Origin of the sequence: Actinoplanes subglobosus, from assembly GCF_042650585.1 — a bacterium.
In the GTDB taxonomy this organism is placed as follows: Bacteria; Actinomycetota; Actinomycetes; order Mycobacteriales; family Micromonosporaceae; genus Actinoplanes; species Actinoplanes subglobosus.
The window spans coordinates 285,513-310,684 of sequence record NZ_JBHSBL010000021.1 but is presented as its reverse complement, the minus strand read 5'-3'; the positions used below and the strand labels follow the sequence as shown (position 1 = coordinate 310,684).

The 25,172-nt window shown below is 71.8% G+C and carries 19 protein-coding genes (1 of these 19 only partly in view); 13 read left to right on the top strand and 6 right to left on the bottom strand.

The window, feature by feature from the left end; translation table 11 throughout:
• The 3 genes from ACFO0C_RS49065 to ACFO0C_RS33355 form a co-directional block, all read left to right on the top strand.
• Window positions 1–2,074, top strand: the 3' portion of a protein-coding gene (locus ACFO0C_RS49065; RefSeq protein WP_449191437.1) for a methyltransferase domain-containing protein. It extends 20 nt beyond the left edge of the window; 2,074 of the gene's 2,094 nt are visible here — the last part of the coding sequence; its start codon lies beyond the left edge, outside the window; the stop codon is at window positions 2,072–2,074.
• A gap of 67 nt (window positions 2,075–2,141) precedes the next feature.
• Window positions 2,142–3,197: a DUF3068 domain-containing protein gene (locus ACFO0C_RS33360; RefSeq protein ID WP_378070727.1), complete on the top strand. Its 1,056-nt coding sequence runs from the start codon at window positions 2,142–2,144 to the stop codon at window positions 3,195–3,197.
• A gap of 192 nt (window positions 3,198–3,389) precedes the next feature.
• The gene (locus tag ACFO0C_RS33355; protein WP_378070726.1) at window positions 3,390–7,607 is read left to right on the top strand and encodes a molybdopterin-dependent oxidoreductase; all 4,218 of its coding nucleotides are present in this window, start codon (window positions 3,390–3,392) and stop codon (window positions 7,605–7,607) included.
• 57 nt (window positions 7,608–7,664) lie between these two features.
• On the opposite strand, the gene ACFO0C_RS33350 is transcribed toward ACFO0C_RS33355, so the two are convergent.
• Window positions 7,665–11,510 carry an SCO7613 C-terminal domain-containing membrane protein gene (locus ACFO0C_RS33350; protein WP_378070725.1) on the bottom strand — a complete coding sequence of 1,282 codons (3,846 nt, stop codon included), beginning with the start codon at window positions 11,508–11,510 and terminating at the stop codon, window positions 7,665–7,667.
• Between the two features lie 137 nt (window positions 11,511–11,647).
• Here ACFO0C_RS33350 and ACFO0C_RS33345 point away from each other — a divergent pair, with 137 nt between their 5' ends.
• Window positions 11,648–13,315: an amidohydrolase gene (locus ACFO0C_RS33345; protein WP_378070724.1), complete on the top strand. Its 1,668-nt coding sequence runs from the start codon at window positions 11,648–11,650 to the stop codon at window positions 13,313–13,315.
• Window positions 13,316–13,340: 25 nt separating this feature from the next.
• On the opposite strand, the gene ACFO0C_RS33340 is transcribed toward ACFO0C_RS33345, so the two are convergent.
• Window positions 13,341–13,823: a MarR family transcriptional regulator gene (locus tag ACFO0C_RS33340; protein ID WP_378070723.1), complete on the bottom strand. Its 483-nt coding sequence runs from the start codon at window positions 13,821–13,823 to the stop codon at window positions 13,341–13,343.
• A gap of 57 nt (window positions 13,824–13,880) precedes the next feature.
• Here ACFO0C_RS33340 and ACFO0C_RS33335 point away from each other — a divergent pair, with 57 nt between their 5' ends.
• Together ACFO0C_RS33335 and ACFO0C_RS33330 are read left to right on the top strand one after the other, a co-directional pair.
• Window positions 13,881–14,324 carry a nitroreductase/quinone reductase family protein gene (locus tag ACFO0C_RS33335; RefSeq protein ID WP_378070722.1) on the top strand — a complete coding sequence of 148 codons (444 nt, stop codon included), beginning with the start codon at window positions 13,881–13,883 and terminating at the stop codon, window positions 14,322–14,324.
• 27 nt (window positions 14,325–14,351) lie between these two features.
• On the top strand, window positions 14,352–15,353 hold the full coding sequence (locus ACFO0C_RS33330; protein WP_378070721.1) for a hypothetical protein: 1,002 nt from the start codon (window positions 14,352–14,354) through the stop codon (window positions 15,351–15,353).
• Between the two features lie 52 nt (window positions 15,354–15,405).
• Here ACFO0C_RS33330 and ACFO0C_RS33325 read toward each other — a convergent pair whose 3' ends face one another.
• Complete coding sequence (locus tag ACFO0C_RS33325; RefSeq protein ID WP_378070720.1) at window positions 15,406–15,795, bottom strand: hypothetical protein; 390 nt, start codon at window positions 15,793–15,795, stop codon at window positions 15,406–15,408.
• Between the two features lie 230 nt (window positions 15,796–16,025).
• Here ACFO0C_RS33325 and ACFO0C_RS33320 point away from each other — a divergent pair, with 230 nt between their 5' ends.
• From ACFO0C_RS33320 to ACFO0C_RS33300, 5 genes are all read left to right on the top strand, one after another.
• Window positions 16,026–16,886, top strand: a complete 861-nt coding sequence (locus tag ACFO0C_RS33320; RefSeq protein WP_378070719.1) for a discoidin domain-containing protein — start codon at window positions 16,026–16,028, stop codon at window positions 16,884–16,886.
• Between the two features lie 328 nt (window positions 16,887–17,214).
• Window positions 17,215–18,081: a hypothetical protein gene (locus tag ACFO0C_RS33315; RefSeq protein ID WP_378070718.1), complete on the top strand. Its 867-nt coding sequence runs from the start codon at window positions 17,215–17,217 to the stop codon at window positions 18,079–18,081.
• A 532-nt stretch (window positions 18,082–18,613) separates the two neighbouring features.
• Window positions 18,614–19,255, top strand: coding sequence for a GntR family transcriptional regulator (locus ACFO0C_RS33310; protein ID WP_378070717.1), 642 nt, complete (start codon window positions 18,614–18,616; stop codon window positions 19,253–19,255).
• Window positions 19,252–20,259, top strand: a complete 1,008-nt coding sequence (locus ACFO0C_RS33305; protein ID WP_378070716.1) for a 1-aminocyclopropane-1-carboxylate deaminase — start codon at window positions 19,252–19,254, stop codon at window positions 20,257–20,259. The genes ACFO0C_RS33310 and ACFO0C_RS33305 overlap by 4 nt, the downstream gene beginning before the upstream one ends.
• 92 nt (window positions 20,260–20,351) lie before the next feature.
• A complete protein-coding gene (locus tag ACFO0C_RS33300; RefSeq protein ID WP_378070715.1) occupies window positions 20,352–20,870 on the top strand; it encodes a GNAT family N-acetyltransferase in 519 nt (172 codons plus the stop codon).
• On the opposite strand, the gene ACFO0C_RS33295 is transcribed toward ACFO0C_RS33300, so the two are convergent.
• Window positions 20,871–21,686 (bottom strand): SAM-dependent methyltransferase, encoded by an 816-nt coding sequence (locus ACFO0C_RS33295; RefSeq protein ID WP_378070714.1) that lies wholly within the window; start codon window positions 21,684–21,686, stop codon window positions 20,871–20,873.
• A 182-nt stretch (window positions 21,687–21,868) separates the two neighbouring features.
• Between ACFO0C_RS33295 and ACFO0C_RS33290 the strand changes: the two genes are divergently transcribed.
• Both ACFO0C_RS33290 and ACFO0C_RS33285 read left to right on the top strand, forming a co-directional pair.
• Window positions 21,869–22,558 (top strand): GH12 family glycosyl hydrolase domain-containing protein, encoded by a 690-nt coding sequence (locus tag ACFO0C_RS33290; protein WP_378070713.1) that lies wholly within the window; start codon window positions 21,869–21,871, stop codon window positions 22,556–22,558.
• A gap of 73 nt (window positions 22,559–22,631) precedes the next feature.
• Entirely contained in the window at window positions 22,632–23,633 is a 1,002-nt protein-coding gene (locus tag ACFO0C_RS33285) for an intradiol ring-cleavage dioxygenase (protein ID WP_378070712.1), read from the top strand.
• On the opposite strand, the gene ACFO0C_RS33280 is transcribed toward ACFO0C_RS33285, so the two are convergent.
• Window positions 23,634–24,590: an alpha/beta hydrolase gene (locus ACFO0C_RS33280; protein ID WP_378070711.1), complete on the bottom strand. Its 957-nt coding sequence runs from the start codon at window positions 24,588–24,590 to the stop codon at window positions 23,634–23,636.
• Between the two features lies 1 nt (window position 24,591).
• The gene (locus ACFO0C_RS33275; RefSeq protein ID WP_378070710.1) at window positions 24,592–25,095 is read right to left on the bottom strand and encodes a VOC family protein; all 504 of its coding nucleotides are present in this window, start codon (window positions 25,093–25,095) and stop codon (window positions 24,592–24,594) included.
• Between the last annotated feature and the right edge of the window lie 77 nt (window positions 25,096–25,172).

Here is a 25,172-nt window from a genome sequence, read left to right as displayed (position 1 = left end):
CCCGGCCACCGCCTGGCTGGCCGAACCCACCGACGACGACGCCACCCTCACCCTGGCCTGGACCGGCAAGCGCCGGATCGACCGGCTCACGGTGGTCGCCCCGGAGGCGCCGTCCGCGGCCCGGCCCACGAAGCTGTCGGTCCGGGTCAACGGCAAGGTCACGGTCGCCGACGTCGGCGCGGACGGTCTGGTCACCTTCCCGTCGGCGAACACCGACCGCCTCGACGTCACCGTCATCGACGCCGAACGGGTCGTCGCCGACCCGCGCGGGCAGGGCTGGCCGGCGCCCGACGGGATCGCCGAGATCCAGGTCCCCGGCCTGACCGGGCTGCTCACCCCGATCGCCGCCACCACCCCGCTGGCCGCCGCGTGCGGCACCGGGCCGACCGTCGAGATCGGCGGCGTCGCCTACCCCACGTCGGTCGCCGGCACCCTCGCCGACGTCCTGGCCGGCCGGGACCTGCCGGTGACGATCTGCGACGACTTCGCCGTCGACGCGGTGCAACTCCCGGCGGGCGACCAGCACCTGCGGACCCGGCCGTCGGCGGCGTTCGTGATCGACACGGCCACGATCGTCCCGGACGGCGCGGCCGTCACGGCACCGGCCGCCACCCACCGGGCCGTCACCGTGGACGGCTGGGGCGCCACCGAGCGGACCGTCACGGTCGCCGCCGGTGAGGCGTCGCTGCTCGTCGTGCCGGAGAACCACAACGCCGGCTGGGCCGCGACCATGGACGGGCAGGAGCTGCGCCCGGTCCGTGTCGACGGCTGGCAGCAGGCGTTCGCGCTCCCGGCCGGCGCGGGCGGCACGGTGATCTTGCGCTTCACCCCGGACGAGCCGTACCGTACCGGCCTTGCGGCTGGTGCCGGATGCATCCTGCTGGTCGTGATCCTGGCGTTGCTGCCGGTCCGGCGGCGTGTCACCCCGGCGGGACCCTCACCTGTGCGCGGCTCCGGCCGATCCTGGTGGATGTTCGTGCCGCTGATGGTGCTCGCGGTCGTCCTCGGCGGCCCGGCGGGCGCGGCACTGCTGCTGTCGGCACTCATCGTGCGGCAGGTGCGGCCCTCCTGGCTGGCGCCGCTGGCCTTCGCGAGTGCCGCGGCGGGCATCGGGGTCGCGGTCGGCGGGCGGCTCACCGGCCACGGTCAGGAGTGGGCGTACGGCGCGGTGGTGCAGCTGGCGATGCTGGCGGCCGCGTGTGCCGTCGCGGCCGCCGCGGCACCGTCGTCGGGTAAGCCGGAGAAGGAGATCTCAGTGGACGACCAGCCGATCGTCGAGCACCGCGCCACGCTGGGCCGGTCGGTGCGGCTGTTCCGGACGTTCCTGGTCGAGCAGAGCGACCCGGACCGGTTCTACTCGATGCTCGCCGAGGACTCGGTGCGGCAGCTCGGCGCCTACGTCGACCTGAACCGTGCCCGGGTGCTCGACGTCGGCGGGGGGCCGGGATATTTCGCCTCCGAGTTCGAGAAGGCCGGCGCTTCGTACCACGGCCTCGATCCGGCTGTCGGTGACTTCGCCGACGCCGGCGCCAAGGTCGCCGGAATGGTCCGTGGCAGTGGCACCGCCCTGCCGATCCGGACCGGCTCCCTGGACGTCTGCTACTCGTCGAACGTCCTGGAGCACGTCGCCGAGCCGGAGAAGATGCTCGACGAGATGGTCCGGGTGACCCGCCCGGGTGGCACCGTCTTCGTGTCTTTCACGCCGTGGTGGTCCCCGCACGGCGGACACGAGACCGGACCCTGGCACCTGCTCGGCGGGGAGCGTGCCCGGCGCCGTTACCTGCGGAAGTTCGGCCGCGAGCCGAAGAACCGGTACATGGAGACGCTCTTCCCGGTCAGCGCGGCGCGGATGATGCGCTGGGCCCGGGCCGCCCGTCGTGCCGGCGCTGTCACGGTGGTCGATGTGATTCCCCGTTACCACCCGTGGTGGGCCCAGTGGGTGGCCTCGGTGCCGGTGCTCCGGGAGTTCGCGACGTGGAATTTCACGGTCGTGTTCCGGCGTGAAGGCGAGTCCGTTTCAACAATCGTTCAGGAAGATGTGGCAAGGGTCTCGCTTCCTGATGTGACTCAGTAGTAACCTCCTGCAAGCTCGGCATACATCTCACCTGCCGCAATTTCGTTTCCATCCTCGTGGAGGACATATGAAGTCCCGCGTCATCGGCACCGTGCTGTTCGGTTTCGGCGTCTTGGCGCTGGTGTTCGCCGGCGGCCTTGCCTTCGTCGTGGCGCCGTCAGCCGCTCAGCTCCCGTACGACATGGAGCTGACCCAGTCGGTGGCCGAGGCGTCGAACGCTCGGTTCATGCAGATCACCAACGGTTCGGTCACGGTCAACTCCGGTGACCTGCGCTCGACGGTCACCGTCCAGCCCGACGCCGGTTCGACCGCGAAGCTCAGCGGCGACCTGGACGGCACCGCCCTCGTGTGGGTGGCCGGCCAGCAGGTGCAGCGCACGGACACGTCCGAGCTGGTCAGCGCCTACAGCACCTCGCTCGCCGTGGACCGCAAGACGGGTGCCGCGCAGGACTGGGACGGCCAGTGGCTGGACACCGGTGGCGAGCGTGAGCCGGTCAAGTACGCCGGCCAGATCTACAAGTTCCCGTTCGGCACCGAGAAGAAGACCTACCAGATCTTCGACCGGGACATCCTCGCGGCCAAGGACGCGGTCTTCGAGAAGACCGAGGAGATCCAGGGCCTCGAGACCTACAAGTTCGTCCAGACCCTCACCAACGAGACCCAGCAGGTTCCGGCCGACCGGCTCTCGGTGATCCTCGGTGCGCTGCTCCCCGGCGCGACCGCGGGTGAGGTCAAGTACAGCAACACCCGTTCCTACTGGGTGGAGCCGAACACCGGCGCGTTCATCCGGGTCCAGGAGCAGCAGAAGAAGCAGCTCGTCTCCAGCGACGGCCGCTCGGTCGACATCCTCGACGCGGACTTCGCCTACACCGACGAGACCGTCACCAAGTCGGCCGACACCGCCAAGGCGAACGTCCGCTCGCTGAAGCTGGTCAGCGTCTGGGGCCCGCTGGGTCTCGCCATCCTGGGCCTGATCCTGGCGATCGCCGGTGCCCTGATGGTGGCGCGTTCCGGCAAGCCGGCGCCCGTCGCGGTGCCCGGCCAGTGGGCCGGCACGCCGCGGCACGCCGCCAAGGACGCCGACGACGCGGAGACCACGCAGGTGACCTCCGACAAGGCCTGACCGTCAAGGCCTGACGAACACGGAACAAGCCCGCGTCACCGGGAGCAACCCGGTGGCGCGGGCTTCTTCGTGCCTCACAACGCCCGGCGCGGTGAGGTGACCTTCGGGTAATCGGCGACGCACCTTCAAGTGACCACGCGGAAACCGGGGCTTTCTAGGTTTGTGGAGCGACTTTAGTGTGAAGGGGTGCCCGTGGCTGCCGATGTCACCCAGGTGCGAACCGTCTGTGGGTACTGCGGCGTCGGCTGCGGGGTGGTGCTCGACGTCGCGCGCCCGGCCGGCGGCCCGCTCAAGGTGATCAAGGCGAGCGGCGACCGGGACCACCCGGCCAACGCGGGTCGCCTCTGCACCAAGGGCGCCACCAGCGCCGACCTCCTCGCGGCGACCGGCCGGCTGGACACCGCGCTGGTCCGCTCCGACCGGGGCGCCACCCCCTCGCCGCTCGGTGTGGACGCCGCGATCAGCGAGACCGCCCGGCGGCTGCGCGCGATCGTCGACGAGCACGGCCCGGACGCCTTCGCCATGTACGTCTCCGGTCAGATGACCCTGGAGGCGCAGTACCTGGCGAACAAGCTGGTCAAGGGCTTCATCGGGACGAACAACATCGAGTCCAACTCGCGGTTGTGCATGGCCAGTGCGGGCACGGGATACAAGCTGTCGCTCGGCGCGGACGGGCCGCCCGGCTCCTACGACGACCTCGACCACGCCGACGTCTTCCTGGTCATCGGGTCGAACATGGCCGACTGCCACCCGATCCTCTTCCTGCGGATGATGGAGCGGGTCAAGGCCGGCGCCAAGCTGATCGTCGTCGACCCGCGGCGGACCGCCACCGCCGAGAAGGCCGACCTCTTCCTGCAGATCCGGCCCGGCGCCGACCTCGCGCTGCTCAACGGCCTGCTGCATCTCCTCCCGCCGGACCTGGACTTCATCGGGTCGTGGACCGAGGGCTGGGAGGTGATGCCCGAGTTCCTGGCCGACTACCCGCCGGACCGGGTCGCCGAGCTCACCGGCCTCGCCGAGGACGACATCCGGACCGCGGCGGAGTGGATCGGCGCGGCCGGGAACTGGGTCAGCCTCTGGACCATGGGACTCAACCAGAGCACCCACGGCACCTGGAACACGAACGCCCTGATCAACCTGCATCTGGCGACCGGCGCGATCTGCCGTACCGGGAGCGGCCCCTTCTCGCTCACCGGCCAGCCCAATGCGATGGGCGGCCGGGAGATGGGCTACATGGGCCCGGGACTGCCCGGCCAGCGGTCGGTGCTGGTCCCGGCCGACCGCGAGTTCGTCGAGACGGCCTGGGGCGTGCCGGCCGGCACCCTGCGCACCGACGTCGGCAAGGGCACCGTCGACATGTTCGAGCAGATGGCCGCCGGGACGATCAAAGCCTGCTGGATCATCTGCACCAACCCGGTCGCCTCGGTCGGCAACCGCAGGACCGTCATCGCCGGTCTGGAAGCCGCCGAGCTGGTGATCACGCAGGACGCGTTCGCCGAGACCGAGACCAACGCCTACGCCGACGTCGCGCTGCCCGCGGCCATGTGGTCCGAGGCCGACGGCATCATGATCAATTCGGAGCGCAACCTCACGCTCGTGCCCGCGGCGGTGGCGGCGCCGGGCGAGGCGCTGCCCGACTGGCAGATCATCGCCCGCGTCGCGGCCGAGATGGGTTACGGCCCGGCCTTCGCCTACGGTTCGGCCGCGGAGATCTTCGAGGAGATCAAGACCTTCGCCAACCCCCAGACGGGGTACGACCTCCGCGGCATCACCTACGAGCAGCTCGCCGGTGGTCCCGTCCAGTGGCCGGCGCCCCCGGGAAGCGGCCGCCGCAACCCGATCCGCTACCGCACCGGCGCCGCTCCCGCCCCTGGTGCCTCCGCCGCCTCCGTTGCCGCTGTCCCTGGTGCCTCCGCCGCCTCTGTTGCCGCTGTCCCTGGTGCCTCCGCCGCCTCACCCGGTGGTCTCCGCTTCGCCACGCCCAGTGGTAAAGCCGTCTTCCACGCGCGGCCGCACACCGACCCGGCCGAGATGCCCGACGACGACTACCCGTTCGTGCTCAACACCGGCCGCCTCCAGCACCAGTGGCACACGATGACCAAGACCGGGAAGATCGCCAAGCTGAACCGGCTCAACCCGAAGCCGTTCCTGGAGATCAACACCGCCGACGCCGAGTGGTACGAGATCGGCCCCGGCGACATGGTCGAGATCGCCTCCCGGCGCGGGCGGGCCGTCCTCCCGGCCGTCGTCACCGACCGGGTCCGGCCCGGTTCGTGCTTCGCCCCGATCCACTGGAACGACCTGTTCGGCGAGTACGTCAGCGTCAACGCCGTCACCAGCGACGCCGTCGACCCACTCTCCTTCCAGCCGGAACTCAAGGTCTGCGCGGTCTCCCTCACCCGTGTCGCCGCCGCCCCACCCGCCGTCCCCTCGACCACCTCGTCCGGCGGGCACGCCGTCTCCTCGTCGTCATCCGCCGGTGGGCACTCCGTCGCCGAGGCCGCGTTGTCGGTCGAGGCGAACGCTCTGCTGGCCCGGCTCGGGCTCGACCCGGCACCGCCGACGCTCGACGAGGACCAGCGGCGGTATCTCGCCGGGTTCCTCGCCGGCGCCACGCTGCGGCCCGGGCCGACGGCACTGCCCGCGAACGCACCCTTCGACCAGGGCACGGCCATGTGGGTCAACGGGCTGCTCGCGGGAGTGCTGTCACCCGTACCATCGCAGGGTCTTGATCTTGAACCGGCGGTGGACCGCCTGCAGGTGCTGTGGGCCTCGCAGACAGGCAACGCCGAGGATTTCGCGCGGGTCGTCGCCGGGCGGCTCGCCGAGACCGGGCGGCAGGTGAGCGTGCTCGGCATGGACGGCCCGGCCGCCGACCTGCTCGACCCCGGCGCCGACCTGCTCGTGGTGACCAGCACGTTCGGTGACGGCGACGCGCCCGACAACGGGTCGACGTTCTGGGACTCGCTGACCGGCGAGACGGCGCCGCGGCTCGACGGGCAGAGGTTCGCGGTCCTGGCGTTCGGCGACTCCAACTACGACGACTTCTGCGGTCACGGCCGCCGCCTCGACGAACGCCTCGCCGAACTGGGCGCGGTCCGCCTGGCCCCGCGCGCCGACTGCGAACCCGACTTCGCATCCACCGCCGACGGCTGGCTCTCCTCGGTCCTCAGCGCCCTGACCACCACCGCCCCGGCCTTGTCTCCTCCTGCGGCCTTGTCTCCTCCCGCGGCCTTGTCTCCTTCCCCGGCATTGTCTTCTCCCGCCGTTCCCTCTTCTCCGGCCGCGGACCTGGTCACCAAGGCTGCTCCGCTGGCCGCCGCGCTCGTCGGCAACCGGCTGCTCAGCCTGCCCGGGTCGGCCAAGGAGGTGCGGCAGTTCACCTTCGACACCGGTGGGCTGCTCGAATACCAGGCCGGTGACGCGCTCGGCGTCTGGCCGGTCAACTGCCCCGAGCTCGTCAGCGAATGGCTCACCGTCACCGGCCTGCCCGGCGACGCCGTCGTCGACCTCGACCGGATCGGTGCCCTCCCGTTCGCCGACGCGCTCAGCCGCCACCTCGACATCACGCGAGTCACCACCGACCTGCTCCGGTTCGTCGCCGAGCGCAGCGGCTCCACCCAGATCCGTACCCTGCTCCGCGCCGACAACAAGGGCGAGCTGGCCAAATGGACCTGGGGCAGGCAGGCCGCCGACGTGATCGCCGAACATCCGGTCGACGCCACCGCCCGGGACTGGGCCGGGGTCCTGAAGCGGCTCCAGCCCCGCCAGTACTCGATCAGCTCCACCCCGCTCACCGCCTCCGGACTGGTCAGCCTCACCGTCTCGGTGGTCCGTTTCGACAACCACCGGGGCCGTTCCCGCAAGGGCGTCTGCTCCACCCACCTCGCCGACGCCCCCGCCGGTGCCGCCGTGCCGGTCTACGTGCAGCGGGCCCCGCACTTCCGGCCACCGGCCGACCCCAACACGCCGATGATCATGGTGGGCCCGGGTACCGGCGTCGCGCCCTTCCTCGGCTTCCTCCAGGAGCGGCAGATCACCGGCGCACCCGGCGGCAACTGGCTGTTCTTCGGCGAACAGCGCAGCACCACCGACTTCTACTACGCCCAGGAGCTGGAGGCCCTGCGCGCCGACGGTGTCCTCAGCCGGCTCGACGTGGCGTTCTCCCGCGACCAGCGTTCGAAGGTCTACGTCCAGGACCGGATGCGCGAGAAGGGCGCCATGCTGTGGGCGTGGCTCCAGGCCGGCGCCCACTTCTACGTCTGCGGCGACGCCAGCCGGATGGCCCGCGACGTGGACCAGGCTCTGCACGACATCGCCGTCAACCACGGCCGCCTGAGCGATTCGGCGGCCACCGCCTACCTGAAGCAGCTGGCCACCGAGAAGCGCTACGTCCGAGACGTCTACTGACCAACCCGGCGCCCGGCTGGCACCGCTGATTCGACGGTGCCGGCCGGGCCGGCCGGATCAGGCCAGGCGTGTGATCGCGGCCCGTAGCCGGGCCAGGTCGCGGCGCCGCTGTTCCATGGTCGTGGCGATGCCGACCAGGAGCAGACCGCCGACCGCGAGCGGCACCCACCGTGGCAGCAGATCCCAGAACTGGACGAGTTCGTGCAGGGCGACGAGCAGCAGCGTGCCACCGCCGGTGACGACCGGGGCCTTGAGCCGCGCCCGCGCCCCGACGAGCAGCACGATCAGCGCGCCGACCCCGAGAAGGAGCCGGCGCGGGTATTGCGGTTCGTCCGCGCCGCTGCTCGCGATGACCGCCAGGCTCGGCAGGAACGCCGCGGCCAGCGCCGCACCGTAGGCGGACCAGGACGGCAGGTCCGGCCGGGTGCGCCGCGCGAACCATCCGGCGGCGAGAGCCAGCGCGGCGGCCGGAAGCGTGTAGATCTCGGTGGTCTCCACGTCCCGCGACGACAGCAGCAGCCACCAGCCGGCCAGGGCGACCGATCCGGCCGCGACGCCGTACCCGAACCGCCCCCGCCGGGTCTCACCCGGCCGCAGCGCACGCACGGTGAGCACCAGTGCCCACAGCTTGCACACCAGCGCCGCCCAGCCGAGGCTCTCCGTGAGGAAGAGCGCCACCAGCGCGGACGCGTGCCCGACGACGAACGGCGCCCACGATTCCGCGGGCCGCCGCCCGGCGAGGACCCCTTCGAGAGCGACGACCAGCGCGGCGGCGGCGAGCACGATCAGTGCCGGCCCGGCGATGCCGAGGTCGATGAGATCAGAGATGGTGTACGCCAGAACGACCACCGAGACACTCCCGGCAAGCCACCCCGCGACCCGATCGGCCTGGACGCGCCCGGCCACCCCGACGGTCACACCGCCCGCGAGCACGAGAGCGAACGCGGCGATGGTGGCCCCGTGCTCCGCCGCGGACCCGGCCACTCCGGCTGCTCCCAGCGCCCCGAACAGAACCGCGAACACACCCCCGATCGTGTGCCGAGCCGGAGCCAGCGCGACCGCCACCAGCCCGGCCAGCCCGGTGACCAGACCGGCGATCGGCACCGCGGGCCAGGCGACCCCGGCCGCGGCGAACACGAGCGGAACGAGCACCGCCACGAACGGCACCGCCGCCCAGCCGGCCACCAACCCCGCCGAAAGCCCCGGCCGGCCGGCAGCCGCAGCCCTCGGCCCAGCGGAGCCCGGCCCAGTGGAGCCCGCAACACCCGGCTCGCCGGAAGCCCCATCCTCGCCGCCCCCGCCACCCGGCTCGCCGGGTGCGGAGTGGATGCTCGCGGAGTCCGAAGTGGTCCCCGCGGAGTGCCCGCGAGCAGGCGTACGCACGACCGCGAGCGCCCCCGACCGCACCAGCAGCCACCCGGTCGAGGATGCCGCGACCATCGCCGCGACGAGGGCGGCGACATTGGCCCAGGCGACCGGCGACTGCTGCGGCGGGATGCCCGACCAGATGTGGCGGAGGGCGGTCCACGGTTCGAGGAGGACGACGGCCAGGTCGGCCGCGGTGAGAGCGAACAGCGCCATCGCCGGCAGGGCGGCGGCCGCCCCTCCGGCCGCGGTCCGGGTGCCGGGCAGCGGCAGCAGCGACACGATGAGCAGCAGCCCACCCGCCGCGTAGAGCACCACCGGATCCGTTCCGGGTGCCGCCCACACCGGCGCGAACCCCGCCACGACGAGCGCGACGCCGAGCGCCTGGAGGCCGTACCCCGGAAGCCGCCGGGCGGCACCGTGCGCCACCAGGCAGAGCAGTCCCGCGACCAGGAGCGACACCCGTACCCGGCCGGTGACCGGGACGTCCGCGGCGAACAGCGCCAGCCACACGGTGGCCGGCACCGCGAGCAGCCCCACGGTCATCGCGCCGGCGCCCACGTCGGCCCCGCGCGGGGTTCCCCGCACCGTGAGGGCGGCACCGATTCCGAGTACGGCGATCGCCCCGGCCACGGCGGCGATGACGGTGGCGTTCCCGACCCCGACGATCACGGCGTGCACCAGACCGGCGAGTGCGACCACGACCCGGTAGGCGGCTTCCCGCGCGGTCCGTGACCGTGCCGCGAACCCCAGCGCCACCGCGCCGACGACGACCCCGGTGAACGAGGCCGCCCACCACGGCAGCCCGAAGGACGTGGGAACCAGGAACCCGACGCTCACGAGAGTGGTCAGGCCCAGGTCCGTCCAGGCCCGGCGAGGCACCATGATCGCGTACGCCACCCCGGTCACGACCGCGGCGACCATCAGATCGAGTTCCACTCGTGGAACGGCCCAGTCCGCCGGGGTCCCGAAGACCGGCCGCGCCGTCGCCACACTGAGCACGGCCCCCGCGACAGAGGCCAGCAGCACAGCGAAGGCCGGCGCCGCACCCACGAGGAGGGCACCCAGCCAGGCCCCGAGCCCGACCTCCCGGGGAACCCACCCCAGCAGCCCCGAACCCCGGTGCGCCGTTCCGGCCGAACCGCCCACGGGGCCAGCGGCCGAGGAGGTCGCGGGGGCGGTGGAAGAGGTCGCGGGGGCGGTGGAGGGGGGTGCGGGGGCGGTGGAGGAGGTCGCGGGGGCGGTGGAGGGGGGTGCGGGAGTGGCGGACGGGTCCGGGGAACCGGCCCCTGGAGAACGACCGCTCACCGGAGAGCCAGGGCCCGCGGGCGGGGGCGGCGTCGTGGCGGGCGGGGCGAGCGTGGCGAAGCCGGCCGTACTGCGGGGGAGCAGGTCGACCGCTGCCGCGACGACGAGGGCCAGCAGGGCGAGCCGGGTCGCCTGCCAGCCGGCGCCGTTGACGTCGATGTTCAGGTTCCAGGCCCAGCGGCCTCCGGCGATTCCGATGGCGACGACGAGCAGTCCGGCAGCGATCGCCCGGGCGGCCGGCCGACGGTCCAGGAGTGCCCAGGTCAGCAGGAGTGCGGGCGGCAGGACGAGGGTGGCACCGGCGACCGCGGACGCCGACGGCGTGGCGGCGGCCGCGACGTCACTGAGAGCGAGCATCGCGCCGAGAATGCCGGCGGCGAGCGCGCCCACGTACGCGAGTGGTGCCGCGAACCGGAACGACCGGAGCCGCAGGACCGCGACGTCGACGGCGGCGGTGGCGGTGAACGCGAGCGACCACCCCGTGGATTCGGCGTCTAGTGCGTTCGCGACCAGCGGGAACACCGGCTGGACCATGATCAGTGCGGCAATCCGTGGCCCGCGCAGTTTCGTGGCGTACGCGTAGGCGACGGCGATTCCCGCGGTGATCGTGAGGACCGCCGCGGCGTACCCCGAAGGGTCGTGGAGCCGCACCCACAGGAAGTCGACCGCCCACGCCGCGTAGCCGTCGAGAAGGATCATGAGCAGGCCGACGGCCGCGAGGGTCTCGCCCGCGGCGGTGAGGCCGCGCCGGACCGCGAACGGCGGCACCGCGAGGACCGCGGCGGTGGCCCCGGCGAGCAGCAGCGCCCGCCCGGTGACCCCGACCTGCGCCCAGGCGACGGCGGTGAAGACGGCGGCCGCGACGACGAGCAGGAGCCCGCCCAGCGCGAAGAGGACGTTCTGCACGGTGAGGGTGCTGAGCCTGGCTTCCGCGGGCGTGCCGGAGGGCGCGGGCGGGGCCGAGAGTGCCGGAACAGGCGCCGGCCGTCCGCGGCGGGCGGCGACCCGCGCGACGTGCTGGTTGCGGGTGGCGTGCGCGTCGTGCAGGCGCTGGGTGAGGGCCGTGACGAGTCCCCGGGCGTCGTGCAGGTTCCGGTTGAGTTCGGCGATCCGCTCGTCGAGGCGGATCACTTCGGCGGCGTCGGGGTCCGGTGCGGCGCCGCAGCCGGGGCAACCGTCGGTGAGGGAGGCGGCTGCGCCGCACCGGGGGCAGGGATACGAGGTGGTCACGGCCGTTCTCGGGGTCCTTTCACGAAGAGAAGGACAGCTTCGCGCATCGACGCAAGTCCGAGGACCCCGGCGATGAACCCGGTCCCGTCCGCACCGGTACTAGAGAACGAGAACCGCCGCACGGAGGAGAGCCACGCGTGAGCGCCGACCTGATCCTGATGGCCGACCGTATCCACACCATGTCCGGCGACCGTACCCCGACCGCGATCGCGACGACCGGCGGCGTGATCACCGCGATCGGCGACCGCGACGACGTGCGTGCCTGGCGCGGCCCGCGCACCGAAGTGATCGACCTGGGGGCGGCGACGATCACCCCCGGGCTGGTGGACGGGCACTTCCACCCGGTCATGGGTATCGGCCTCACCCGTGGCGTGGATCTGTCGTCCGTCCGTACCCTCGCCGGGTTGAAGGAAGCCTTGCGGGCCGCCGACGTGGCGCCGGGCGGATGGCTGGAGGGCTGGGGTCTCGATCCGAACGCCTTCGAGGGCGCGCCCATCACCCACGCGCCGCTGGTCGATGCCGTCGGACCCGAGGTGCCGGTGTTCCTGCTGCTCTTCGACGCGCACTCGGCGCTGGTCAGCCCGAAGGCGCTGACCATGGCCGGGATCGACGGGCCGCGCCCGTTCGCGTCCGGCGCGAGCGTGGTCTGCGACGCCGGGCGCGTCCCGACCGGGCACCTGCTGGAGCTGGAGGCCCTCGACCTGGTCCGCGCCCTGCTGCCGGACGACGCGCCGGCCGAACGCCGGGCCCGGCTGTCCGATCTGATGCGGCGGATGGCGGCGTGCGGGCTGACCGCGGCGAACGCGATGGACTTCGAAGACGATTCGCTGGACCTCTTCCGCGCCCTGGAGGACGACGGTGACCTGCCGATCCGGTGGCGGTTCGCGCCGTTCGTGATGCCCGGTGCGGGCCGTGACGGGCTGGACGCGGTCGTCGCCCAGCAGTCGCTGTCGGGCCGCCGGTGGCGGGTCGAGGGCGCCAAGTTCATGATCGACGGAACGATCGACGGCGGCACCGCCTGGCTCGACGAACCGGACACCCACGGCGAGTCGACCGCCTGCTTCTGGCCCGACCCGCGCGACTACGCCTCGGCCGCCGGATTCCTCGCCGCCCGCGGGGTCCCGCTGGTCACCCACGCGATCGGCGACGCGGGCATCCGGTTCGTCCTGGACACCTACGAGTCGCTGTCGTCGCCCGCTTCCGCTCTCCCGCACGGTGCCTCTCGTGTTCCGCACGGTGCCTCTCGTGTTCCGCACGGTGCCTCTCGTGTTCCGCACCGTGTCGAGCATCTGGAGACCATGCCGTCGGAGCTGATCGGCAGGTTCGCCGCGCTGGATGTGACGGCCAGCATGCAGCCGACCCACTGCACCGGCTACACCCGCGCCGACCACACCGACAACTGGTCGACCCGGCTCGGCAAACGTCGCGCCGACCGTGCCTTCAGGGCCCGTGACCTGCGCGACCGGGGTGCCCGCCTGGCCCTCGGCTCGGACTGGCCGATCGCACCGTTCGACCCGCGGGCGATCCTGGCCGCGGCCCGGCTACGCCGCCCGGCCGGCGAACCCGGCACCGCACCGGTCCTCCCTGAACAGGCGCTGACCGCACGAATGGCCCTGGAGGGCTACACGACCGAGGCGGCCGCGGCAGCCGGCCTGTCCGGCGAGTCCGGGCGCCTGCTGCCGGGACACCGCGCCGACCTGACGGTCTTCGGTCTCGACCCGCTGACCGCGGCCCCGGACGAGTTCGCCGGTTCCCCGGTGCTCCTGACCGTCGTCGACGGCCGGATCGCCCACCGATCCGGTTAGCCCGTCCCGCGCCCACCCGGACCGATCATTCGCCGTCCGTGTGCCGGGTCTGACGGATCCGGTCGGCCTGTTCGAGCTGCATGCTCCGGCCCAGCTCCAGAAACTCCGTGACCAGCCGCAACTCCTCCACGCTGTACCGGGTCAGCAGCCGATGCCCCGCCTCGGCGATCGGACCGTAGAGCCGGTTGATCAATTCGGCGGTCTCCGTGGTGACGGTGACCACGGCCCGCCGCCGGTCGTCGGGGTCGATGTCCCGGACCAGGTGCCCGCCCGCGACCAGTCGCTGAATGGCCGCCGTGGTGGCGGCCGGGCTGAGCCGCGCGGCCCCGGCGAGCGCTCCCGCGGTCATCGCCCCGGCTGCCCCGACCAGCCCGATGATCCGCAGGTCGGTCCGGTTGACGCCGAGCACCCCGGCGACCGCCTCGTCGACCTCGTCGGTGGCGGACCCGAAGGCCGCGGCGGCGTCGGCGGCAGCCGTGAGAGGGGCCTCCACATATTCCTTCGACACTCGAAGTAATTTACCGTACCGTCGGCAAAAAGCTTCGATCGTCGAAAGGATTTGGTCATGAGCAGGTTGCCCCGCTGGCTGCCCGCCGCCAACCGGCTGGTCCGTGCCCTCAATCGGCTCGGGCTCCGGCTGGGCACCGTCCACGTGCTCACCGTCCCGGGCCGGCGCTCTGGCAAGCCACGCCCCACCCCGGTCTCTCCGCTGACCGTCGGCGGCCACCGCTACATGGTCGCCGGTCTCCCCGGGGCCGACTGGGCGCGCAACGTCCGCGCGGCCGGGCGCGGCGAGCTCGCCCGTGGCCGGCGGCACATCCCGGTCCGGCTGGTCGAGGTGACCGATGTGGGGGAGCGCCGGGCGGTGATGCGGGCGTTTCCGGCCGAGGTGCCGGGTGGGGTGCCGTTCTTCGTCAAGCTGGGCCTGGTGACCACCGGGACAGCTGACGAATTCGAGGCCGCGGCGGAACGTGTGGCCGTCTTCGAAATCGTCACTATTCCGACCTGACGTAAAAATGGTATCTAGCCTGTGGGAATGGCTTTCTCGACGTATGGAAAATTCAAGCTGCCCGTCGTCCTCGCCGTTTCCGCGGGGCTCGGCTTCTCCTCGATCGCGGGGCTGCCCGCCCCGGCGAGCGCCTCGGCACCGGTCATCGCGGGCGTGCCCGAGCCGCCGGATCGGCAGAAACAACTGAAGAAGGCGCTCATCACGCAGAAGGACGTCCCCTCCGGTTATGTCCGACAGGACATACCCGGCCTGGGAGACATCCTGGCCGAAGTGCTCCACCAGCAGGATCCGGGTGCCGATCCGTGCGAGATGCCCGATGACGTCACGTCCCTCGCGGCGACCGGGCCGATGACCCAGTCGTCCGAGCCGGCACCGTCGGAGACGCCGCCACCGTCGGAGACGCCGGCACCGTCGGAGACGCCGGCACCGTCGGAGACGCCGGCACCGTCGGAGACGCCCGCGCCATCGGAGACCCCGACGGCGCCTCCGGCCGCCCCCGAGCCGGTCAAGGCCGGTCCGCCCGTGGCCGAGCCGGTGAAGGGCTCGCCGCCCCCGCCGCCCGCGGAGGAGCCCGCGGAGGAGCCCGCGGAGGAGCCCGCTGAGGAGCCCGCGCTTCCGCCGACCGCGGAGGTCCTCTTCTCCAACGACGAGACCGGCGCCCTCGCGCTCGAGGTGCTGACCGCCACCGGCGAGGACGCGGCCCTCGGGATGATCGATCAGGTCCAGGAACTGCTGGAGGAGTGCCCGAAGATCGAGGTCGGCACCGTGAAGGTCACGGCCCGGCCGCTGTCCTGGAACCCGCCGCTCGGCGACGAGTCGATCACCGCGGCGGTGGCGCTGGAGGCCAAGTTCATGGGCATCGAGGTGGCCGTGCGCTTCAAGCTGGCCCAGGTCGCCTACCGTGACGTGGCTCTGACGGTGGGCCTGGTCGGAGCCGACGACCCGCAGGATCGCGAGTTCAAGAAGATCACCCGTGCCGCGGTGCGCAAGCTCGTCACCACTTCCGGCATTTCCACCAGCGGATCCTGAATTAGATCCGCCGACCATTTCCGGATGGGCACCCCGTGATCGGGGTGCCCATTCAGTTGTGCCAGTCGAAGACGTAACGCTTCGCCTCCCGGTCGTATGACTCGCCGATCACGCGGGGTGGCAGGCCGAATTCCGCCTCGGCCCACCGGCACATCGCGACCGGGAGCCCGTCCGGCTGGAAGTCGCACAGGGAGTAGAGGATCTCGGACACGGTGACGGTCACCGGTCCGGGTATCGCGGGTGCGACGACGGCCAGCCCGCGGGCGAGTTCCTCCCGGTCCTCGGCGCAGTGCTGGGCGGCGGGACCCTCGAACGCCAGGCGGACCGGATGGCCGGGTGACACCACGATCGCGTCCGGGTGCTCGCCGGGGGAGACGCGCGCCGTCAGCCTGATCCAGATCCCCCAGGACGTCCGGATCAACCGGTACACGTGCGTTCCCATTCGCCCTCGGCCCTTCTGGAAGGTATCCGTACTAAAAACCCCGGTGACCTGCGGCGATGCGACCGCGACACGCGAATGTGATCGCTCTCACGTTCGCTGCGAGGATGCCCTGCACCGCGCCCTGCCGCCCGCCGGCGGCGACTCCATCGGCATCGCCCGGCGTCTCTTTTACGCCAAGATACTGCGCGGCAGTCGATCGGCCGCCGGCGAATCGAGCGGGAGGAATCCGCGTGGACGGGCGTGACGGCGGGCTGCCGGTGGATCCGGCGGGCACGGAGCAGCGCCGCCCCTCACGGGCGGACAGCCTCCGGCTGACCCGCATGCCGCAGATCCCTCGTTCCGCGCCACCTCCCGGTCCGGGTCGGCTCATCCAAGATCCGCAACCCTCGGTGGTACGGCCGGAGCCGCCCGCCCCACACCGCTGGGGCTGGATCGCCGCCGGAATCGTGGTGCTGCTCGCGGTGCCGATCGTCCTGATCGGCCTCCACCGCACCGAGGAACCGCTCCCCGCCCCCGCGGCAGCGGCCGTACCCACCGAACCGGAGGCCCCGGCCACGGCCACGTCGGCCCCGGAGCCGCCCGCGCCCGCATCACCGGGCGTCACGCCCTCCGCTTCGCCCTCGGTCACGTCGACAGCCTCGCCGTCCGCCACGTCGGCACCCTCCCCGTCCGCACCGAAACCGAGCGTGACCGGTAAGGCGAACCCGTCCGGCGCGAACCTGGCACTCCAGGGCACGGCGACCGCCTCGGCGTCCGAGGGTGACCCGTGGCTGCCCGCGAACGCCATCGACGGCGACCCGGAGAGCCGCTGGTCGAGTGGCTTCTCCGACGCCCAGTGGATCCGTGTCGACCTCGGCCGCGCCTGGCAGATCTCCGAGGTGGTCCTGGTCTGGGAGCGTGCCTACGGGACCGCCTACCGGGTGGAGACGTCACTCGACGGCAAGACCTGGAAACGCGTCTATGCGACGACCACGGGAACCGGCGGCACCGTGCGGATCAGCGAACAGGCGGTGGCCCGTTTCGTCCGGATGCACGGTACGAAGCGGGTCAGTATCTACGGTTACTCGCTGCTCGAACTGGAGATCCGCTGACCCGCGGTTCTTCTCCGTTGCGGTGGGTCTCTTCCATCGCAGCAGCGACGGGAACACGCGCAACGATCACTCTGCACATATCACCGTACGTAGTGGACTGTCGCGTCCGCGTTCTCCCCACCCTGCGTGACCATCGATCGGTACCCCCGCCGCCCCCTCCCGGAATATTTTTTCGGGCTGTCGTCACACGCACTCTGAGCTGGGGTTATGGCGCCTTCCGGAGGGGCGATTCGGGACGCAATCGGACGAGTGCGTTGAACCCCTCGGCGCCCGCCGCCCGTATGGCCCCCCAACCGACGGCATGGACGTCCAACGACGAGGAGTGATTATGAGGGCGCGCTCGTACCGACGTAACAACCCGGACAACCGGCGGAAGACGATCGGCGCGGTGGTGGTCGCTGGCGTGCTTCTGGTCAGCGGCGTGGCCGGTGTCCAGTTGGCGAACGCCAGCACCGAGCAGAAGGCCGCCCCTGACCTGATCTCGGTGGACGGTAAGCAGTTCGACATCTCCCAGTGTGCCGAACTCCAGGTCAACGACGTCATCGTGATCTGTGACGGCGAAGAGCTCGCCCCCGTCGAGGAGCAGGCCCCCGAGGAGGCCGCCGCCGACTCGACGGTGGCTCTGGAGGCGGCCTGTGACACGTTCGCCGCCGACGTGGCCGCGGCCGCGGGTCAGGGTGGAGCCGAGGACGCCGCCGAAGCCGCCGAGCAGGCCGCCGAGGACCCGGCTGCCGCGAAGGCCGAGAACCGTGCCCTCGCCAAGAAGTACACCAAGATCCTGAAGGCCGCGAAGAAGGAGAAGAAGGAGAAGGCCAAGGGCAAGGGCAAGGGCGCCGCTGAGGAGGGCGCCGCCGAGGAGCAGGGTGCCGCTGAGGAGGGCGCTGCCGACGAGCAGGGCGACGCCGAGCAGCCGGCCGACCAGGCGGCCGCGGCAGCCGCCGCCGTCACCTCCGCCCAGCAGGCGTTCCTCCAGTCCTGCCTGGCTCTGGCCGACGCCAAGGCGGTCGCCGCCGCGGGTGCCGGCGCCGGTGACGCGGGTGCCGAGGAGGGCGCTGCCGAGGAGGGTGCCGCCGAAGAGGGTGCCGCTGAGGAGCAGGGCGCTGCCGAGGAAGGTGCCGCCGAGGAAGGTGCCGCCGAGGAGCAGGGCGCCGCTGACGAGGCGGCCGGTCACACGGCGAGCACCAAGCGCCGCTGAGTAGGGAGCCGGGCGGTGAGTACCAGTGCCGCTGAGCAGGAAGCAGGCGGCGACTACTGACGCCGCTGAGTAGGAAGGGCCGGGCGGCGAGCAGAAGGCGCCGCTGACCCCAGCAGGCGTGACGGTGGTGCGGGCGACGAGGCGGCGTCCGCACCACCGTCACTTGCCGTCAGAGCGTGAGCCGTCGCTGACACATGAAATGTGCGGACGTCGGCCTTCCTGAGCGACGGCTCGCGAATTCCGCAACCATCGCGGTCGGCCCGGCGGTCGCGCCGCGGTCCGGGCCGGGGACGACGTGGCGGGGGTAGCCACGGAAGCCTGCGTGGCCGTACCGATGAAGGTCCTTGGAAGCCCTGTCCAACGGCCCTACGGTGCGCTGTGCCGCGGCGGTTGACTGCTGCTGCGGCACCGGCCGGTGCCGTGGTGGTGAGGGAACAGCAGACCGCAGATGATCCCCTGCCGTGACCGGGTTGCCGTCCGGTCACGGCACACCTCTGGCGCCCGCCCCATGCTGGCATCTAACATTTCAGTTGTGGAGAGCATCGGACGCCATCTGCTGAGGGACGCCGCCTACGGGCGGTTGCGCGGCGCGATCATCGACGGCACGCTGGCACCGGGCGCCGCGCTGCGGCCCGACGAGCTGGCCGAGCGGCTGGGCCTGTCACGCGCGCCGATCCGTGACGCGATCGCCCGCCTGACCAGCGAGGGCCTGGTCGAGACGAAGCCGCAGAGCTACACCCGGGTGACCGAGGTGGTGGCCAAGGACGTCGAGGACGCCGCGGCCGTGCTCGGTGCGATGCACGATCTCGCGGTGCGCAACGTCGCCGCCACGCTCGCCGCCGACCGGGTGGCGGCGATGCGCGAGGCGAACGCCCGGTTCGCGGCGGCCGTCGCCGAGGGCGACGTCGAGGCGGCTCTCGCCGCTGACGACGAGGTGCACGCGATTCCGCTCGCCGCTTACGGCAACGCCGCGGCTTCGGGCACGGTCGAGAGATACACCTCTCTGGTACGCCGCGCCGAACGCCTCCTTTTCACGTCCCCGCAGGCGGGCCGTTCCGTCCGTCTGCACGACGACCTGATCTCCGCACTGGCCGACAACGACGTGGCCCGGGCCATCGAGGTCAACGCCGAGATCTGGGGCCACCTTCACCCGCTGACCGAGGGGCGCTCATGAGTGTTTCCGATTTTCCCCGTCACCCGCTGCTGTTCGGCCCGTCGCCGGTGCACCGGCTCGACCGTCTGACCCGTCATCTGGGCGGCGCCGAGATCTGGGCGAAGCGGGAGGACTGCAACTCCGGTATCGCGTACGGCGGTAACAAGACCCGCAAGCTGGAGTACCTGGTGGCCGACGCGATCGCGCAGGGCGCCGACACGCTGGTGTCGATCGGTGGTGTGCAGTCCAACCACACCCGCCAGGTCGCCGCGGTCGCCGCCGCGACCGGCCTCAAGTGCGTGCTCGTGCAGGAGAGCTGGGTGGACTGGCCGGACAGCGTCTACGACAAGGTCGGCAACATCCTGATCAGCCGGCTCGCCGGCGCGGACGTGCGGCTGGTGAAGGCTGGTTTCGGCATCGGTTTCAAGGAGAGCTGGGAGGCGGCTCTCGCCGACGTCGTCGCCTCCGGCGGCACGCCCTACGCGATTCCGGCGGGCGCGTCCGATCACCGTCTCGGCGGGCTGGGGTTCGCCAATTGGGCGTACGAGGTGATCGCGCAGGAGGAGCAGCTCGGGGTCTTCTTCGACACCGTCATCGTGTGTTCGGTGACCGGCAGCACCCAGGCCGGCATGATCGCCGGGTTCGCGGCGGCGGGTGGACGCCCGCGCCGGGTGATCGGGATCGACGGTTCGGCGAAACCGGCCGAGACCCACGCGCAGGTGGCCCGGATCGCCCGGAGCACGGCGGCGCTGATCGGGGCGCGGGAGCTGACCGACGACGAGATCATCCTGGACGAGCGGTACCACGCCGGTGTCTACGGCATCCCGGACGAGACGACGCTCGACGCGATGCGGCTGGCCGCCCGGACCGAGGGCATGGTCACCGACCCGGTCTACGAGGGCAAGTCGATGGCCGGCCTGATCGACATGGTGCAGCGCGGTGAGATCAGCCGGGAGTCGAAGGTGCTCTATGCGCACCTGGGCGGGCAGCCGGCGCTGAACGGGTACTCCGCACTGTTCTCCTGAGCACGCACCCGTGCACCCACGGCCCCGTCCCGGAGGACCCCGTCCTCCGCGCCGGGGCCCTCCGGCGGTGGCCGGCGGACTATGTTTGCGGGATGCCGGTTCGTCATGCGGTGCCCGGGGATGCGGTCGCTCTCGCTACGGTGCATGTCCGCACCTGGCAGGCGGCCTATGCCGGCCTGATTCCGCAGGACTATCTGGACTCGCTCGACCCGGCGCAACGCGAACCGGGGTGGCGGCAGTGGCTGGACCGGATCCGCCCGCCCGCCGCCATCCTGGTCTGGGCCGGGGACGGGGCGGCGCCGGCCGGGTTCGTGACCGTCCTGCCGAGCCGTGACCCCGGCGTGGACGTCTCGGTGACGGGGGAGATCGCCGCGATGTACCTGCTGCCGCGGCATCAGGGCACGGGCGCCGGGCGTGAGCTGATGGCGGCGGCCGTCGATCATCTGGTGGCGGCCGGGTTCCGGCGGGCGACACTGTGGGTGCTGGGGACGAATGTCCGGGCCCGCCGGTTCTACGAGGCGGCGGGCTGGCTGCCCGACGGCGCGTCGAAGGTGGACGAGTCCTGGGGTTTCCCGCTGGACGAGGTGCGTTACCAGCGGGCGCTCGTCTGATCAGGGCTTACGGCCGACCGCTCCGTAGATCGCGACCTGCTCCGCCGGCGGTCGCTGGTGGGCCGGCACCTCCGGCAGCCACTCGGAGACCGGGACGATGCCGGGGCCGATCAGGCCGAGCCCGGTGAAGAACTCGGCGAACTCGGCACGGGTGCGCGGGTGTGCGTCGGACCGGCCCTGGGCGATCATCTGCCGGGCGACCGCCGCCGTCTCCGGGCTGCTGTAGTCGAGGGTGAAGCTGGACGCGGCCAGGTAGCTGCCGGACGGCAGGGCGGCGAGCAGCTCGCGGACGACGTCGCGGGCCTGCGCGTGGTCCGGGATGAAGTGCAGCACCGCGATCAGGACCAGCCCGACCGGCCGCTCCAGATCGAGGATCTCCTTGAGCTGCCGGTGGCCGAGGATCGTCCGCGGGTCGCGCAGGTCGGCCTCGAGGTAACGGGTGGCGCCTTCGGGGCTGCTGGTGAGCAGGGCGCGGGCGTGCGCGCCGACCATCGGATCGTTGTCGACGTAGACGACCCGGCTGTGCGGGACCCGGCGCTGAGCGACCTCGTGGGTGTTGTCGGCGGTGGGCAGGCCGGTGCCGACGTCGAGGAACTGGTCGACCCGCGCCTCCTCGGCCAGGAACCGCACCGCGCGCTGCAGGAACGAGCGGTTCTCCCGGGCCGAGAGCCGGACGGTGGGGTGGGCCCGCTCGATCATGTCGCCGGACTCGCGGTCGGCCGCGAAGTGGTCCTTGCCGCCCAGCCAGTAGTTGTAGCGGCGAGCAGGATGCGCCGTCGACGTGTCCAGCCCGGCCGGCACCGTCTCGTCCACCACAGGTGCCCCCTGATCCGTGTCGATGTCCCGCGACTTTACCGTAGATCCACTTTGGAGCGGAGGTTTCTTTCTCGTTGCGGGCTGATGACTTCCGGCCTAGTGTGCCGGTATCCCCTTTATTCGACAGTCATCGATTCCCACGATCGAGTGTCGAAGCGCTTCGACATCCCCAGGGAGTATCCGTGCGCAGACTCCGTCTCACCCTGTCCGTGCTGCTCGCCGCCGTCATGCTGCTGCTCGGGCAGGCCCCCGCCCAGGCCGCCGTGTGGTGGTCGTCCGACCAGTGGGGCAACTGGACCAGTGGTGGCTACACGCTCTACAACAACATCTGGGGCAGCGGTGCCGGGCCGCAGACCATCTGGGCCAACTCGGCCAGCAACTGGGGGGTCTGGGCCAACCACCCCAACACCGGCGGCATCAAGTCCTACCCCAACGCCAGCCGCAGTGTCGGCATCAGGCTCAGCTCGCTGCGCAGCGCCACCAGCAGCTTCAACGTGACCGTGCCGACCAGCGGGGCCTACACCACCGCCTATGACATCTGGGCCAACGGTACGACGTACGAGATCATGCTCTGGATGAACAAGACCGGGGCGGTCGGGCCGCTCGGGTCGTTCCAGACCGCGGTCACGGTCGGTGGTCACAGCTGGAACGTGTACTCCGGTTCGAACGGTGCCAACCAGGTGTTCTCGTTCGTCCGCACCAGCAACACCAACGCCGGCACCGTCGACATCCGCGCGGTGATGAACTGGATCCGGGCCCGTGGCTGGTTCGGCGACGTCACGCTCAGCACGATCCAGTTCGGCTACGAGATCACCTCGGCGAGCGGTGGCAAGGACTTCGTCACCAACAGCTATTCGGCCTCCGCTAGCTGACGCACAGTTCGTCCATAGCCTCCGGTGTTTGCATGGTGGCGTAACACCCACCGAGCGGCATATCGGAGGAAAAGTGAGCTCACAGCACCACCCGACCTATCAGGGGCGTCCACTCCCCAACCCGGACGAAGAGGTCTTCGACCAGGGCCTCGGTTTCGACCTGGGCACGTTGATGGGCAGGCGGCAGATCCTGCGAGCGTTCGGCATCGGCGCGGCGTCGCTGGGCCTGGCCGCCTGCACCTCCCCGTCCTCGTCATCGTCGGCCACCTCGACGACCTCCTCCGCGGCCACCGTCTCGTCGGACGAGATTCCCGACGAGACGGCCGGTCCGTACCCCGGCGACGGTTCCAACGGTCCTGACGTGCTCGAACAGAGCGGCATCGTGCGCAGTGACATCCGGACCAGCTTCGGCGACGCCGGCGGCACCGCCGAGGGTGTGCCGATGACCCTCGAACTCACCATCAAGGACCTCGCCAACGGCGGGGCCGCGTTCGCCGGGGTGGCCGTCTACGTCTGGCACTGCGACCGGGCCGGTCTCTACTCGATGTACTCCGAGGGGGTCACCGAGGAAAACTACCTGCGGGGCGTCCAGATCGCCGACTCGGCCGGCAAGGTGACGTTCACCAGCATCTTCCCGGCCTGCTACACCGGTCGCTGGCCGCACATCCACTTCGAGGTCTACCCCGACGAGGCCAGCATCACCGACTCGACGAAGGCCATCGCCACCTCGCAGGTCGCGATCCCGAAGGAGTACTGCGACACCGTCTACCAGGAGAAGGGCTACGAGTCGTCGGTCACCAACCTGGCCCAGCTGACGCTGGCGACGGACAACGTCTTCGGCGACGACGCCGGCGTCAAGCAGCTGGCGACCGTGACCGGTGACGTGAGCGGCGGCTATGCGGTGGCGCTCAGCGTGGGCGTGGACACCGGGACCACCCCGGGTGCCGGGGCTGCCCCGCCCGGTGGCGGTCAGGGCCAGCCGGGCGGGACTCCGCCCAGTGGCGCCCCCGGCGGCGGTGGCCCGGGTGGAGGCGGTCCGGGTGGCACTCCGCCGTCGGGCCCGCCGCCCGCCTGATCACTCCACGGCCCGGGGCTGCTGCCCCGGGCCGTCGGCCGGTCCGGTGAACCCGGCCAGCCAGTCCCGCCCGGCGCGGACGAAGTCGCGGCTGACCGCGGTCTTCGGCGCCCAGGCCTCGAAGCCGTGCGGCGCGCCCGGGACGACCTCGAAGGTGACCGGCACTCCGGCGGCCCGGAGCCGCTCCGCGTAGTCGAGGTCCTCGTCGTGGAACAGGTCCACGTCACCGACGCCGATCCAGGCCGGCGGCAGGCCCGTCAGGTCGGTACGCCGTGCCGGAACCGCATGCCCCGGAGTCTGCTCGCCGCCCGGCTCGGCCCGCAGGTAGGCGCTCCACCCGTACCTGTTGTGCCGGTTGTTCCAGACGCGGTGCCCGATCTCGTCCAGTTCACGGCGGGCCGCCGTGCGGTCGTCGAGCATCGGGCAGAACAGCCACTGCGCGACCGGCTCGACAGCGCCCTCGTCGTGCAGCCGCTGGGCCAGTGCCGCGGCCAGTCCGCCCCCGGCGCTCTGCCCGCCGATGATCACCCGTCCCGGGTCGACGTCCAGGTGGGCGGCGTTGCGCAGCAGCCAGGTCCAGGCGGTGTGGCAGTCGTCGAGCGGTGTCGGGTACGGGAACTCGGGCGCCAGCCGGTAGTCGGCCGCGACCACGACGATCCCCAGCTCGGCCGCGGTGCCGCCGCACATCCGGTCGTCCATCCGCGCCGCGCCCGTGACGAGCCCGCCGCCGTGGATCCAGAGCAGCGCGGCCCGCGACCGGACCAGCTCCGGCCGGTGCACCCGGACGCCCGGCATCCCGGGGATGGCCTGCTCGATCGTCACGCCCGGGACGCCGCCCGACCTGATCAGGGGCAGGGCGAGCCGGCTCAGGCGCCGGAACCACTCCGACTCGATCGGCATGGCCGGGAAGCGCCGCACCGGCCCGCGCAGCTCCGGGGTGATCCGTGACAGCTCCATGTCAGAGGACCTTGGTGCCGTACATCTCGCCGAGCGGGTCGGCGATCAGCTCGATCCGGGCGCCGTCGGGGTCGGTGAAGTAGACGGAGACGTCGCTGTGGACGGCGTGGTCGACCGACGCCGCGGTGAGGCGCTCGACGATCTCGGCCCAGCGGCCCGGCTCCACCGAGATGGCCAGGTGGTGCAGGCCTCCGAGGACCTCGGCGTACGGGCCCAGGTCCAGCCCGGGCAGGTCGAAGAAGGCGAGCAGGTTGCCGTTGCCGATGTCGAAGAAGAAGTGCGACGAGCCGGGGTAGTCGCGGTTCTCGATCAGCTCGGTGAGTGGGAAGCCGAGCAGGTCCTGGTAGAAGCGCACGGTCGTCTCGACGTCGCTGCTGATCAGGGCGGTGTGGTGCAGGCCCCGGGCGGTGGAGGCCGGGCGCTCGGCGGGCGGGCGCAGGTGTTCCTCGCGGATCCTCCTGCGTGTGGCCTCGAGCGCGGCGAGGTCGGTACGAGTGTCACCCATCCCTGGATCTTGCCTCGTCGGGGCCGGGCCGCTCCGGGCAACGTCGGACTTGGACGGCACGTGGCAATAACGACCCC